The 13,674-nt window shown below is 73.1% G+C and carries 13 protein-coding genes; 7 read left to right on the top strand and 6 right to left on the bottom strand.

Annotated features, from left to right (window positions below):
- Complete coding sequence (locus tag NDAS_RS24250) at positions 1-2,148, bottom strand: alpha-galactosidase (protein ID WP_013155900.1); 2,148 nt, start codon at positions 2,146-2,148, stop codon at positions 1-3.
- A gap of 120 nt (positions 2,149-2,268) precedes the next feature.
- Here NDAS_RS24250 and NDAS_RS24245 point away from each other — a divergent pair, with 120 nt between their 5' ends.
- The gene (locus NDAS_RS24245) at positions 2,269-3,501 is read left to right on the top strand and encodes an RNA-guided endonuclease InsQ/TnpB family protein (protein ID WP_013155899.1); all 1,233 of its coding nucleotides are present in this window, start codon (positions 2,269-2,271) and stop codon (positions 3,499-3,501) included.
- 39 nt (positions 3,502-3,540) lie between these two features.
- Here NDAS_RS24245 and NDAS_RS24240 read toward each other — a convergent pair whose 3' ends face one another.
- The 3 genes from NDAS_RS24240 to NDAS_RS24230 form a co-directional block, all read right to left on the bottom strand.
- Positions 3,541-4,440 (bottom strand): carbohydrate ABC transporter permease, encoded by a 900-nt coding sequence (locus NDAS_RS24240; RefSeq protein ID WP_013155898.1) that lies wholly within the window; start codon positions 4,438-4,440, stop codon positions 3,541-3,543.
- Complete coding sequence (locus tag NDAS_RS24235; protein WP_041553374.1) at positions 4,437-5,321, bottom strand: carbohydrate ABC transporter permease; 885 nt, start codon at positions 5,319-5,321, stop codon at positions 4,437-4,439. Before NDAS_RS24235 ends, NDAS_RS24240 begins: the two co-directional genes overlap by 4 nt.
- A 109-nt stretch (positions 5,322-5,430) precedes the next feature.
- On the bottom strand, positions 5,431-6,747 hold the full coding sequence (locus NDAS_RS24230) for an ABC transporter substrate-binding protein (RefSeq protein WP_013155896.1): 1,317 nt from the start codon (positions 6,745-6,747) through the stop codon (positions 5,431-5,433).
- Between the two features lie 208 nt (positions 6,748-6,955).
- Here NDAS_RS24230 and NDAS_RS24225 point away from each other — a divergent pair, with 208 nt between their 5' ends.
- The 5 genes from NDAS_RS24225 to NDAS_RS24205 all read left to right on the top strand — a co-directional run bounded on the left by NDAS_RS24225 (position 6,956) and on the right by NDAS_RS24205 (position 11,980).
- On the top strand, positions 6,956-7,753 hold the full coding sequence (locus NDAS_RS24225) for a DeoR/GlpR family DNA-binding transcription regulator (protein WP_019609372.1): 798 nt from the start codon (positions 6,956-6,958) through the stop codon (positions 7,751-7,753).
- Positions 7,750-8,832, top strand: coding sequence for a galactose-1-phosphate uridylyltransferase (gene galT, locus NDAS_RS24220; RefSeq protein WP_013155894.1), 1,083 nt, complete (start codon positions 7,750-7,752; stop codon positions 8,830-8,832). The genes NDAS_RS24225 and galT overlap by 4 nt, the downstream gene beginning before the upstream one ends.
- A complete protein-coding gene (gene galE / locus NDAS_RS24215) occupies positions 8,829-9,791 on the top strand; it encodes a UDP-glucose 4-epimerase GalE (protein WP_013155893.1) in 963 nt (320 codons plus the stop codon). The genes galT and galE overlap by 4 nt, the downstream gene beginning before the upstream one ends.
- Before the next feature lie 31 nt (positions 9,792-9,822).
- The gene (gene galK, locus NDAS_RS24210; RefSeq protein WP_013155892.1) at positions 9,823-10,962 is read left to right on the top strand and encodes a galactokinase; all 1,140 of its coding nucleotides are present in this window, start codon (positions 9,823-9,825) and stop codon (positions 10,960-10,962) included.
- Positions 10,963-11,065: 103 nt separating this feature from the next.
- Positions 11,066-11,980, top strand: a complete 915-nt coding sequence (locus NDAS_RS24205; protein WP_041553373.1) for a Gfo/Idh/MocA family protein — start codon at positions 11,066-11,068, stop codon at positions 11,978-11,980.
- Between the two features lie 90 nt (positions 11,981-12,070).
- Here the strand turns inward: NDAS_RS24205 and NDAS_RS24200 are convergent, their stop codons facing one another.
- Both NDAS_RS24200 and NDAS_RS24195 read right to left on the bottom strand, forming a co-directional pair.
- Complete coding sequence (locus NDAS_RS24200) at positions 12,071-12,340, bottom strand: GlsB/YeaQ/YmgE family stress response membrane protein (RefSeq protein ID WP_013155890.1); 270 nt, start codon at positions 12,338-12,340, stop codon at positions 12,071-12,073.
- Positions 12,341-12,460: 120 nt separating this feature from the next.
- Positions 12,461-13,060 carry a hypothetical protein gene (locus NDAS_RS24195; protein WP_013155889.1) on the bottom strand — a complete coding sequence of 200 codons (600 nt, stop codon included), beginning with the start codon at positions 13,058-13,060 and terminating at the stop codon, positions 12,461-12,463.
- 188 nt (positions 13,061-13,248) lie between these two features.
- Here NDAS_RS24195 and NDAS_RS24190 point away from each other — a divergent pair, with 188 nt between their 5' ends.
- Positions 13,249-13,632: a helix-turn-helix domain-containing protein gene (locus tag NDAS_RS24190; RefSeq protein ID WP_013155888.1), complete on the top strand. Its 384-nt coding sequence runs from the start codon at positions 13,249-13,251 to the stop codon at positions 13,630-13,632.
- Positions 13,633-13,674 lie beyond the last annotated feature (42 nt).

Genomic DNA, 13,674 nt, shown 5'->3' with positions numbered 1-13,674 from the left:
TCAGGCCTCCCTCAGGTGCAGGAGCAGGGCTTGGGACGGGTTGAGGTTGGGCAGCTGCACGCCCGAGCGGGTGAGCACCGCCCCCGACACGGTGGCCCCGCCGCTGGCGAACCACTCCGGGAGCACGCGCTGCGTGGTCGAGGGCGTACCCGCCTCCGGCCGCCACGTCAGGCGGTAGACGCGGTCCTCGCGCAGGCCGGGCAGCCGGACCCGCCCCGGCAGGGCGCGGACGGAGGTGGCCAGCCGGGCGTAGCGGAACACCGCCTCGCTCCCGTCCGGGGCGACCACCCCGTCGAGCTGCTCGGCGGGGTCGGGCGCGTCGGCGTGCACGGCCTCGCCCGAGTGCAGCAGCGGGCGCAGTTCCTTGTACAGCGCGATCCACGAGGTCAGCGCGGCCAGCTCGTCGTCGGTGCAGCGGGTGACGTCCCACTCGATCCCGGCGTGGGACAGGAGGCTGGCCAGGCAGCGGAAGGACAGGTCGGCGTCGCGGCCGGTGGTGTGCGCGGTGCGTCCGCCGACGTGGCTGCCGACCAGTTCGGGCGGCAGCAGCAGGGAGGTCCAGCGCTGGACGGCCAGCCGCTCCAGGGGGTCGTTGGTGTCGGAGGCCCACACGCGGTCGGTGCGCTCCAGGATCCCCAGGTCCACGCGGCCCCCGCCGGAGGAGCACGACTCGATCTCCAGGCCGGGGTGCCCGGCGCGCAGCCGGTCGAGCAGCGCGTAGACGGCCAGGGTCTGGCGGTGCGTCCCGGCGGCGCCGGTGGGGGCGTGCACGGGTTCGAGCAGGTCGCGGTTGTGGTCCCACTTGAGGTAGTCGGGCCGGTACTCGGTGACCAGCGCGTCCAGGTGCTCAAACACGTACCGGAAGGCCTCGGGGCGGGACAGGTCCAGGAGCTGCTGGTGGCGGCTGGGCGGGGCCGGGCGCCCCTCGGCGGCCAGGAACCACTCGGGGTGGGCGCGGGCCAGGTCGGAGTCGGGGTTGACCATCTCCGGCTCCACCCACAGCCCGACCTGCATGCCCAGGGAGCGCACGTGGTCGAAGAGCGGGTGCAGGCCCCCGGGCCACACGCCGGTGTCCACGGTCCAGTCGCCGAGTCCGGCGGTGTCGTCGCGGCGGCCCCGGAACCATCCGTCGTCCAGCACGAACCGCTCCACGCCGATCCGCGCGGCGGTGTCGGCGAGCCGCCTGAGGGTGGCGAGGTCGTGGTCGAAGTAGACGGCCTCCCAGGTGTTGAGCACCACCGGGCGCGGGGTGGAGGGGTGGCCGGGCCGGGCGCGCAGCCAGCGGTGGATCCGCGCGGACAGCCCGTCCAGCCCCCGGTCGGACCAGGAGAGGAACACCCACGGGGTGGAGTAGGAGGCGCCCCGGTCCAGGCGCACCTCGCCGGGGTGGAGCAGTTCGCCGCCCGCGAGCACGGCGTCGGCCTGCCCGGCGCCCTCGGGCAGGCGTTCGGCCAGGTGGACGTGGTCGCCGCTCCAGGCGGTGTGCACGCCCCACACCTCGCCGTGGCGGAACCCGAACCCGGGTGTCCCGGCGGCCAGGACCAGCGCGGCGTCGTGCCCGGTCCGGCCCCGGCGCGAGGCGCGCAGGCGGGTGCCCGTCGCCAGTTCCTGTCGCTGGGGGGAGCGCTCACGGCACCAGCGGCCGGTCAGGTCCAGGACCTCGCCCGCCTCGCGGGGCAGGGGCAGGGTGACCCGCAGGGCGTCCAGGGTCCACGGCGCGGCGTCGGTGTTGGTGACCGTGTTGCGGGCGCGGACCAGCCCGGAGGCCTCCATGCGCAGCTCGCAGCGCAGCGCGATCCCCGCGGCCTCGGCCAGGACCGTGAGGGCCCCGCCCACGCCGGGGGCGGCGTCCTCCAACGGGTCCGCCAGGACCTCGCGCACGGTCCACTCGGGGAAGGTGACCCGGCCCTCGTGGTGGCCCGAGATCCCGGGGTGGCCGCGCCAGCCCTCCCCCTGGACGGGCACCAGGGACAGCCGCCGGGGCTGGTCGACGTCGTTGTGCGCGGCGGAGGGCGCCGCGGCGGCGGCCAGCCCCTCGGCGTCGGGCAGGTCGGCGCCCCAGTGCAGGACGTGCGGGAGTCCGGCCTCGGGCACGGCGAGGACCAGGGCGGTCCCCGCCGCGCGCAGGCTGATGGTGCGGTGGGTCATCTGTTTGTTGGGCGTGGAGACCCCGCCCTTCAGGGCGGGGAGGAAACGCCCTCTCCTTTCTCGTGACTTTGTGTTGGATTCGGCTCACGCGATCGCAGAGCGGTCGCTACGGTGTGTTCCATGACCAACAAGAGCGTGAAGCGGGCGTTTCGGTACCGCTTCTACCCGACCGATGCGCAGGCGGCCGAGCTGTCGCGCACGTTCGGATGCGTGCGCCTGGTCTACAACCGCGCTCTGGTCGAACGCAGCACCGCCTGGCACCAGCACCAGGAACGGGTGGGCTACTCCCACACCTCGACCATGCTCACCGCATGGAAGAGGACCGAGGAGCTGTCCTTCCTCACCGAGGTCTCCTGCGTCCCGCTGCAACAGACGCTGCGCCACCTGCACACCGCCTTCCGGAACTTCTTCGACCGTCGCGCGCGGTATCCGCGGTTCAAGTCCAAGAAGAAGTCGCGTGCCTCGGCGGAGTACACCCGGTCCGGGTTCCGCTACCGCGACGGCCACCTGACCCTGGCCAAAATGAGCGAAGCCCTGGACATCGTCTGGTCGCGGCCCCTGCCCGAAGGGGCACGGCCGTCCACGGTGACGGTCTCGCGGGACGCGGCCGGACGCTGGTTCGTCTCGCTCCTGTGCCAGGACACCATCACGTCGGCCCCGGCCGTCAACAACGCGGTCGGCGTCGACGCCGGAATCACCTCCGTGGTGACGTTGTCGACCGGGGAAAAAGTAGCCAACCCCCGCCACGAGCAACGCGACCGCGCCAGGCTGGCCCGCGCCCAGCGGGCGCTGGCCCGCAAGGCCAAGGGCAGCGCGAACCGGGACAAGGCCCGCCGGAAGGTGGCGCGGGTGCACGCCCGCATCACCGACCGCAGGCGCGACTTCCTGCACAAGCTCACCTCCCGACTCGTCCGCGAGAACCAAGTGGTCGTGATCGAGGACCTGACGGTGCGCAACCTGGTCAAGAACCGCAGGCTCGCCCGGGCGATCTCGGATGCGGCCTGGCGTGAGCTGCGCACCATGTTGGAGTACAAGTGCGCCTGGTACGGACGCGACCTGGTCGTGGTGGACCGCTTCTTCCCCTCCTCCAAGACGTGCTCGACCCCCGGATGCGGGTACGTGCACGCGTCGCTGCCGTTGAACGTGCGGGAGTGGACGTGCCCCGGGTGCGGGATCACTCATGACCGTGATGTGAATGCGGCGAACAATCTCGAAGCCGCCGGGCTGGCGGTTGTTGCCTGCGGAGCTGGTGTGAGACCTCAACGGGAGTCCTCCCGGACGGGGCGACCGGCGACGAAACAGGAAGGCCACGGGGCGACCCGTGACGAGGCATTGGCCTCGAACCACCGGTAGGTGGTTCCGGAATCTCCTGCCTTCCGGCAGGAGAGGAAGTCAACCCTTGCTCGCTCCCAGGGTGAGTCCGGCGACGAAGTGGCGTTGCAGCGCGAAGAACACGACGAGCGTGGGCAGGGCGACGATGACCGACCCGGCCGAGAGCAGGTTGTAGTCGACGAAGAAGGCGCTCTGGAGGTTCTGGAGCGCGGTGGTGATGGGCAGCTTGTCCCCGCTGGACAGCAGCGCCAGCGCCCAGAAGAAGTCGTTGTAGATCCAGGTGACCAGGAGGGTGGCCAGGGCCGCCAGGCTCGGGCGGCACAGCGGGAGCACCACCCTCCAGTACTGCTGGAAGACCGATGCCCCGTCCACCCTGGCCGCCTCCAACAGGGAGGCGGGCATGGCCTTCATGAAGTTGCTCAGCACGAACGTGCAGAACCCGATCTGGAAGGCGGTGTGGATGAGGACCACGCCGATGTGGCTGTCGTAGAGGGAGCCGGACTCGCTGATCCAGTACGGCAGGGGGATGGAGGTGTAGAGCCGGAACAGCGGGACGAGCAGCGCCTGGGCCGGGAGCAGGTTCGCGGCCAGGAACACGGCGAGCATCGTCAGGTTGAACCCGCGCGAGTAGCTGGAGAGCACGAAGGCCGCGCAGGAGGACAGGAACAGGGTCAGCAGCACGGCCGGGACCGTGATGACCAGCGAGTTCCAGAAGTAGCCGGGCAGCTCGCCCTCGTTCCACGCCCGCGCGTAGTTGTCCAGGGTGAACCCGCCCAGGGAGAGGTAGCCGTGCAGGGCGGTGTACTCGTAGTCGCGCAGCGAGTTGACCAGCGCCCACAGGATGGGGAAGAACCAGGCCAGCGCGGTGGCGCCGAGGAAGGCGTGCAGCACCAGCCGGGCCGGGCGGACCCTGGGGCGGCGGTGCCGCCGGGAGGCGTCGGGGAGGGTCGTGGCGGTCACCGGTAGGCCCCTCTCAGCATGGTGGACACGTAGACGACGATGAACACCAGCGAGATCACCAGCATGACCACGGCCAGCGCCGAGCCGAAGCCCACCCGGCTGGCCTCGCCGATGACGTTGGAGGTCACCAGCGCCGATATCAGCTCCAGGCCGTTGCGGCCGCGGTTGATGATCCACACGATGTCGAAGGCGCGCAGCGCGTCGATGACGGTCACGACGAGCACGACCAGGTTGATGGGCAGCAGGGCCGGGAAGACGACCCTGGTAAACGTGCGCACCGGCCCGGCGCCGTCGATCGCGGCGGCCTCGCGCAGGGAGGGGTCGACCGCCTTCAGCCCGGCCAGGTAGAGCAGCATGATGTAGCCGGTGTGCCGCCACCCGGCCGCGACCAGGACCGCGTACAGGTTGATCTCGGGGTCGCCGAACCAGTCCACGGGCGGAACGTCGGCGACCACGGCGAGGAAGGCGTTGAGCAGCCCCTGGTCGCGGGAGTAGACGAGCTGCCAGATGAACCCGACCAGGGCCAGCGACAGCACGACCGGCATGTAGAAGACGCTCCGGTAGACCGAACCGCCGCGCAGCTCGCGGTCGAGCAGCACGGCCAGGAACATCCCCAGGAGGGTGGGGACCGCGAACAGCGCTACCAGCCAGACCAGGTTGTTGCGCAGGGCCGGTGCGAAGGGCGGGTAGATCGTGAACGCGTCCGTGTAGTTGCGCGTCCCGATCCACTCGATGGTGTCCAGGCCGCCGATGCCGTCCCAGCGGGTGAAGGACAGGACGACCGTGGCCATCGCGGGCAGCCAGACCAGGCCCACCACGAGCAGGGCGGGCACGCCCAGCATCAGGCCGAGGGCGATCCGGTCCCCTCGGCTGTGGCGCATGCTCCCGCGTGCGCGCGGGGACCGGCCGGGCGGGGCCTGCGCGGACCCCGGGGTCGGGTTTCGAGGCGGTGAGGGGGCGTTCGACACCACACCTGCTCTCCCTTCTGGTTCAGCCGCCGAAGATGGAGACCTTCTGGCGCTGGATGCTGGCGGTCAGGTCGGCGATGTCGTCCGGCTGTTCGAGGAAGCGCTGGAGCGCGGGGATCATGACGACGGACGCGAAGTCGGGACGGGTGTCCCGGTCCATGTACTGGGTGAGCGCTCCCGCGTTGGCGACCATGTCGTTGACCTTGGCGTCGAGGGCGCTGAACCCGCTGGTGTCGGCGTCCAGGTGGGTGGGGAGCGCCTGCGGGTCGATGGCGGTGTAGATCTCCTGGGCCCGGAGGGTGCCCAGGTGCCCCACGAGTTCGCGGGCCCCGTCGGGGTTGCGCGGGTCCCCGGAGAGCATGAACCCGTCGATGGGCGCCTCGACGGCGTCGGCGCCGATCGCGGGGTCGAACTCGGGGAAGGCGAAGCAGTCCAGGTCGTCCAGGTCCTCTCCCTCGGGGAAGACGTGGGTGATGAACATGCCGCAGAGCATCATCCCGGCCTCGCGCCGGACCAGGGCGGTCTGGGCCTCGTTGATCCCCCGGCCCAGGGGGTCGGGCTGGTGGTGGGGCAGCAGCTCGGCCCAGGTGCCGAAGACGCTCCTGACCTCGGCGGAGTCCCAGGAGTGGTCGCCGTTGAGCAGCTCCAGGTGGAACTCGGGGCCGTTCAGCCGCAGGTTGAGGTGGTCGAACATGCCCATCGCGGGCCAGCCCTCGCGGATGCCCGAGGCGAGGGGTTCGAGCCCGTCCGCGCGCATGCGCACGCACAGCTCCTCGAACTCCGCGCGGGTGGCGGGGACCTCGTAGCCGTGCTCCTCGAACACGCTCCTGCGGTGGAAGACCGCCCAGGGCGCGGTGGAGTCGGGGACGATGTACTGCTTGCCGTCGTCGGCCGTGCACAGCCCGCGCACCTGGTCGGTGAAGACGTCCCCGAAGTGGCGGTCCCAGACCTCGGAGACGTCGCTGATGAGGCCGCGTTCGGCGAAGAAGCGCGTCCGGTAGCCAGCGAACCAGCCGATGACGTCGTCCGGGGTGCCCTGGAGGTAGTTGTTGACGCTCTCCTGGAAGGCGGTGGACTGGAAGGTGTTGACCTCCACGGTCAGCCCGGAGTCCGCCTCGAAGAGCCCGACGCTCTCGGCGACGGCCTCGCGCTGGGCGGGGTTGGCCCGGTTGGAGGCGAGGGTGACCAGGTTCGGGTCCCCGCGCCGGCCCGCTCCGCAGCCCGCCAGGGAGGGCAGGGCCAGCAGCGTTCCGGCGCCGGCCAGACCGCGCAGCAGGGTGCGGCGCCTCAGGCCCGGCGGGCCGGGCGGTCCCGACGATCCCGGTGGTCCGTGGTGCATGGGGGCCTCCTTCGAAGGGGGTGAACTGATGTGAAGGCGGTCACACGAACGTTTTAATATGTTCGACACGCGCCCCCGGCTCTGTCAACAGGTCCCAACGTTTTCCAACAGTTTTCCGGCGAGAGGGTGGGTACCATTGACACCGGAGGGGAACCTGGAACACTGGATCCAACACATTCCCACATTTTCGATCATGCCTGGGGGGCGGATGCTGGCTGCGCAACGGCAGGAGCTGATCCTCGAACAGGTGCGGCGCAGCGGGGCGGTGCGGGTGGCCGACCTGGTCGAGAGCCTCTCGGTGTCGGACATGACCGTGCGCCGCGACCTCGACGCCCTGGAGAGCCGGGGCGAGGTGCGCAAGGTGCACGGCGGGGCCGTGGCACCGGAGGGCGCGCGCACCGAGGAGCCCGGTTTCGAGGCCAAGTCCACCCGTCAGGAGGACGAGAAGCACGCCATCGCGCGGGCCGTGGCCGAGCTGGTCGAGCCGCACAGCGCCGTGGGCCTGTCCGCGGGCACCACGACCGCCACCGTCGCCGAGTACCTCACCGACACGCCGGGGCTGACGGTCGTCACCAACTCGCTGCGCGTGGCCGAGGTGTTCCACCGGGCCGCGCGGCCCGACCAGACCGTGGCGCTCACCGGCGGCTTCCGCACGCCCTCCGACGCGCTCGTGGGCCCGCTCGCGCTCGCCTCCGTGCGCGGCCTCAACCTGGACGTCCTCGTCCTGGGCGTGCACGGCATGCAGGAGCGCGCCGGGTTCACCACGCCCAACCTCATGGAGTCCGAGACCAACCGCGCCCTGGTGGAGGCCGCCGCCTCCCTCGTGGTCGCCGCCGACCACAGCAAGTGGGGCACGGTCGGGATCAGCACCATCGCGCCGCTGGACCGCTGCGACGTGCTGGTCACCGACTCCGGAACCGACCCGGCCGTCCGGGCCGCGCTGACCGAGCACGTGGGCCGCCTGGTGGTCGCCGACGTGCGACCGAGGAAGAGGGAGGACGGATGAGGAGGACCTCGGCCCGGCTGGCCGACGGCCGCGAGATCGTCTACTTCGACGAGGGCGACACCGCCCGCGAACCCGCGCCCGACCTGCGCGAGCTGCCCCCGTCCGCGACGGGCGCGGAGATGCGCTTCGACCCCCTGCTGCGCGAGTGGGTGGTGGTGGCCTCCCACCGGCAGGGCCGCACCCACCTGCCTTCCAGCCACGACTGCCCGCTGTGCCCCTCGGCGGAGGGGCGCCTGACCGAGGTCCCGGCCGCCTCCTACGACGTGGTCGCCTTCGAGAACCGCTTCCCCTCGCTGGTGCGCGATGACGGTCGCGCCCTGGAGGGGGTCGGGGAGCTGGAGCCGTCCCGGCGCGTGGCCGCGGGCCGCTGCGAGGTCCTCGTCTTCGGCTCCGACCACGACGCGTCCTTCGCCGACCTGGGCCCCGAGCGGGCCCGCACGGTCATGGCCGCCTGGATCGACCGGACCGAGGCGCTGTCGGCGATGCCGGGCGTGGAGCAGGTGTACTGCTTCGAGAACCGGGGGCCCGAGATCGGGGTGACCCTGCACCACCCGCACGGACAGATCTACGCGTTCCCCTTCGTCACCCCCCGCACCCGGCGGATGCTCGACTCCGCCGAGGAGTACCGCGAGCGCACCGGCGGCTCGCTGTTCGCCGACGTGCTGCGCGCCGAGCAGGAGGCCGGGATCCGGGTGGTGGCCAGGACCGAGCACTGGACGGCCTTCGTCCCGGCCGCGGCCCGCTGGCCCGTGGAGGTGCACCTGTACCCGCACCGGCAGGTGCCCGACCTGCCCGCGCTGTCGGAGGAGGAGCGCGAGGACTTCGGCCGCCTCTACCTGGACCTGCTGCGCCGCTTCGACGCGCTCTACGACGCGCCCCTGCCCTACATCTCCGCCTGGCACCAGGCGCCCGTGCGCGACCGGCGCGACCTGGCCCACCTGCACCTGGAGCTGTTCTCGGTGCGGCGTGCGCCGGGCAAGCTCAAGTACCTGGCCGGAACCGAGTCCGGCATGGGCGCGTTCATCAGCGACGTCGCGCCCGAGACCGTCGCCGAGCGGCTGCGGGAGGTCGCGCCGTGAGGCTGCTCGTCACCGGGGGCGCCGGATACGTCGGGAGCGTGGTGACCGCCCTGCTGCTGCGGGCCGGCCACGCCGTGACCGTCCTGGACGACCTGTCCACCGGGCACGCGGACGCCGTGCCCGAGGGGGCCCGGCTGGTGGTGGCCGACGTGCGCGAGGCCGCCGACGTGCTGGACCCGTCCGTGGACGCCGTGCTGCATTTCGCCGCCAAGTCCCTGGTGGGCGAGTCGGTGGCGGACCCGGGCAAGTACTGGCACACCAACGTGTCGGGGACGCTGGCCCTGCTGGAGGCCGTGCGGCGCCACGGCGTGGGGCGCGTGGTGTTCTCCTCCAGCGCCGCCGTCTACGGCGACCCCGCGGGCGACGCGCCGATCCGCGAGACCGACCCGGCGGTGCCCACCAGCCCCTACGGCGCGAGCAAGCTCGCCGTCGACCACATGCTGGAGTCGTGGGCCGCGGCGCACGGTGTCGGCGCGGTGAGCCTGCGCTACTTCAACGTGGCGGGGGCGCACCTGGGCTTCGGGGAGCGGCACGAGACCGAGACGCACCTGGTGCCGAACCTGCTGCGGGTGGCCGCCGAGGGGGACGGGCACGCCAGCGTGTTCGGCACCGACTACCCGACCCGGGACGGAACGGCGGTGCGCGACTACCTGCACGTCGCCGACCTGGCCGACGCGCACCTGCGCGCCCTGGAGAGCGTGCGCCCGGGCGTCTTCCGCGTCCACAACCTGGGCACCGGCGGCGGGCACAGCGTGCGCGAGGTGATCGAGGCGGTCCGGCGGGTGACCGGCCGCCCGGTGCCCGTGGTGGACGGCCCGCGCCGCGCGGGCGACCCGGCCGTCCTGGTCGCGGCCAACGACCGGGCCCGTCAGGAGCTGGGCTGGACGCCGGGGCGCACGCTGGAGGAGACCGTCGCCGACGCCTGGGAGTTCGTCCTGGCGCGGCGCGGCACGGCCTGACCCCCATCGCACAGCAGGAAGGCAGGACCTCGTGGACGACGTGACGACCGCGTTCCACTCGGCGTTCGGGTACGGGCCCGAGGGCGTGTGGACCGCGCCGGGGCGGATCAACCTCATCGGCGAGCACACCGACTACAACGACGGGTTCGTGCTCCCCTTCGCCCTGCCCCACGCGCTGACGGCCTCGGCCGCCCGGCGGACGGACGGGCGGGTGCGGCTGCTCTCCCGGCAGTCGCCGGAGGAGTACGCGGGCCCGGTGGGCGACCTGGTCCCCGGCGCGGTGGAGGGGTGGGCCGCCTACCCCGCCGGGGCGCTGTGGGTCCTGCGGGACGAGGGCCACCCGGTGGACGGGCTGGACCTGCTGGTGGACAGCACGATCCCGAGCGGGGCGGGCCTGTCCTCGTCGGCCGCGCTGTCGTGCGCGGCCGTCATGGCCGCGGCCTCCCTGTACGGGGCCGACCTCGCGCCGGGCGGGGTGGCCCGGCTGGCCCAGCGGGTGGAGAACGACTTCGTGGGCATGCCCTGCGGGATCCTGGACCAGTCCGCGTCCATGCTCTCCACCGAGGGGCACGCCCTGTTCATGGACACGCGCACCCTGGAGACCGAGCAGGTGCCCTTCGACCCCTCCGCGGACGGGCTGACCGTGCTGGTGGTGGACACCCGCGCCCCGCACCGGCACGTGGACGGCGCCTACGCCGAGCGGCGCCGCTCGTGCGAGGAGGCCGCGCGCGTCCTGGGGGTGGCGGCCCTGCGCGACGTCACCGACCTGCCGGGCGCCCTGGCCGCGCTGCCCGACGACGTGTCCCGCCGCCGGGTGCGCCACGTGGTGACCGAGAACGGGCGGGTGCTGCGGGCCGTGGACCTGCTCCGGTCCGGGCGCACACGGGAGGTGGGGCCGCTGCTCACCGCCTCCCACGCCTCGCTGCGCGACGACTACGAGGTGAGCGTGCCCGAGGTGGACACCGCGGTGGACGCGCTGCTGGCCGCGGGCGCGCTGGGGGCCAGGATCACCGGCGGCGGCTTCGGCGGGTGCGTGGTCGCCCTGGTGGAGACCGGGCGCGTGGAGGCCTGCGGGAAGGCGGTGCTGGAGGCCTACCGGGAGCGGGGCTTCGAGGAACCGGCCGCGTTCGGTGCCCTGCCGTCCGCGGGGGCGCGCCGTCTGCACCCCTGAGGCGCCGGGCGGGGAGCCGCGGGCGATCGGCCCCGCCCGGGAGTGTGGGAGCGCTTCCATGGACAATGGTGAGACGGTGGACACAAGGGACGAGGGAGCACGCATGGGACTCAGGTTCGGTCTGCTGGGCACCGGCTACTGGGCCGCGGAGACGCACGCCGCGGCGCTGGACGCCCACCCCGGCGCCACCCTGGCGGGGGTGTGGGGACGCGACGCGGTCAAGGCGGCGGCGCTCGCCGAACGCTACGGGACCCGGGCGTACGAGGACTTCGAGGCGCTGCTGGACGACGTGGACGCCGTGGCGATCGCGCTGCCGCCCCACATCCAGGGCGACCTGGCCCTGCGCGCCGCCCGGGCGGGCAAGCACCTGCTGCTGGACAAGCCGCTGGCGCTGTCGACCCTGGCGGCGGACGCGGTGGTCGCCGAGACCGAGGCGCGCGGGCTGGCGTCGGTGGTCTTCTTCACCAGCCGCTTCTCGGACAACGTGGTGGATTTCGTGGACTCGGCCGCGGCGGAGGGCGGCTGGCACGGCGTGCGGGCGACGCTGTTCGCCTCGATCTTCGAGCCCGGCAACCCCTACGGCGGCTCGCGCTGGCGTCAGCAGAAGGGCGGCCTGTGGGACGTGGGCCCGCACGTGCTGTCGCTGGTGCTGCCCGTGCTCGGCCCGGTCACGCAGGTGACGGCGATGGCCGGGCCGCGCGACACCGTGCACATGCTCACGCGGCACGAGAGCGGCGCGGTCGGCTCGTTCGCGGTGACCGTGGACGCCGCGCCCGAGGCCAAGGCCTTCGAGGTCGTGCTGCACGGCGATCGGGGCTGGGTGCCGGTGCCCGGCGGCGACCGGAGCCCGGTGCAGGCGTTCGGCACGGCGGTCGACCGGCTGCTGGCACAGGTGGAAGGAGAGGTCGGCGACCCCTGCGACGTGCGCTTCGGCCGGGATGTGGTGGCCGTGCTGGAGGCCGCCGAGGCCTCCGTGCGCCTGGGCCGGGCCGTGGGCGTGGACGAGGCGCTCGGTTAGCGGCACGGGACGGCGCCGCCCGGAGGCGGACCTCGCGGGTCGGCCTCCGGTGCGGCGGCGGTGCCTCTCCGGACCTCGTCGGCCGCGGGGTCAGGCGGTGCGGCCCTTCGCTCCCCTGGAGTAGAAGCCGTCGGCGAGGTAGACGATCGCTGCGGCCACCAGCACCTGGATGATCAGCGTGATGATCCACCCGGCGCCGAAGAGCCCCGCGGCGATCCAACCGCCGATGAAGGCGGCCACGATGCCCAGGACCAGGGTCAGCCAGATCGGCAGGTGCTGTTTGCCGGGGACGATGAGGCGTCCCAGTGCGCCGACGATCAGGCCGACGATGATCGCACTGATGATTCCGGTGATCTCCATCTGTTCCTCCCGGATGTTGACGCCCTCACCCCCTGCCCGCTCGGTGACGGCGAAAACACGCGGGACACGCGCCCGGCACCAAGGCTTTGCGCGTTCCGTGCCCGGCCGTGGCCTGGCCGGCTACCAGTTCGCGACCGCCTGGAGGGCCAGGGCGAGGAGGCCGCGCGTGATGGACTCGGGCATCGGCCGGTCCACGCGCAGGGCGGCGTAGAGGACGGTCATCGGCAGCGCCACCAGGGCGGCGGCGGACAGGAGCGCCACGCCCTCGGCCAGCGGCGTGACGAGATCCCCCGCGGCGACCGCGCCGAGCGCGGGGTCGGCCGTGAGCGCGGTCAGGGCGGCGACCCCGAGGGCCAGGGCCGCCACGACCAGCAGCGTCGTCCAGAGCACCCGGTGGCCGCCGAGCCAGCGGGTCAGCGCGCGGCCGAGCACGTGCAGCGGTTTGACCACGAGCCACAGCAGCACCGGTGCGAGCAGGAGGCTCACCAACAGCACGGAGGCCATGCCGTCCTGGGAGACGGCGAGCGCGCCCATGGAGTGCGCGGTCGCCAGCACCACGAACACCAGGGCCCAGGTCAGCGCGTAGACGCCGAGCGCGATGAGGCTGCGCGTGCGCAGCACGCGCCTGCGCGCGGTCGAGAACTCCTCCCGGGGCGGGCTCCCTGTTCCGGCTGTCCTGGCGGTCGTGTCCACAACCCTGGCCTCTCTCCTCGGGGGCACCGGCTCTCCTCGGCCGCGGCGTCGGCCCCGCGGCGCGGGGGCCGGGGTGCCCGACAGCGGATGCGACGCACGCGCGGCCCGGACGGTTCTGCCCTTCGCAGAACGCCTGTGGACGCACTCCCCCGCGAGACCGCGGCGGCGTAGGCTCGTCGGGTGAGACCGTCGCGCACGACAACCGTGGAGGCCCGATGACCGACGTCCTGAGTTCCCTGGACGAGGCCCGCGCGGGCAGGCGCGCCGAGGAGCCGCCGGAACCCCTCATGCGCGACCTCATCGGCGACCTGCTGCGGCGCACCCGCAACGAACAGGGCCGCACGCTGCGCGAGGTGGCCGAGGACGCCCAGGTCTCGCTGCCCTACCTGTCCGAGATCGAGCGCGGGCGCAAGGAGGCCTCCTCCGAGGTGCTCGCCGCCGTCTACCGCTCCCTGGGGCTGAGCCTGTCCGACGTGCTGGGCGGGCTGTACGAGCGCACCGTGACAGCCCGGCTGACCCGGACGGGCACCGGTCTGGGCGACTACCGGCCCGCCACCGCGCCCGCCCACCAGGCCCGGGTCCTGTCGCTGGCCGCCTGAGGGGGCGGGCCCCGGGACCGGGGGCCTGCCCCCGGCCCCGGA

The sequence above is a fragment of the Nocardiopsis dassonvillei subsp. dassonvillei DSM 43111 genome (assembly GCF_000092985.1).
Classification (GTDB): Bacteria; Actinomycetota; Actinomycetes; order Streptosporangiales; family Streptosporangiaceae; genus Nocardiopsis; species Nocardiopsis dassonvillei.
The sequence above is the reverse complement of the archived record's forward strand: the minus strand, read 5'-3'. Positions and strand labels throughout refer to the sequence as shown.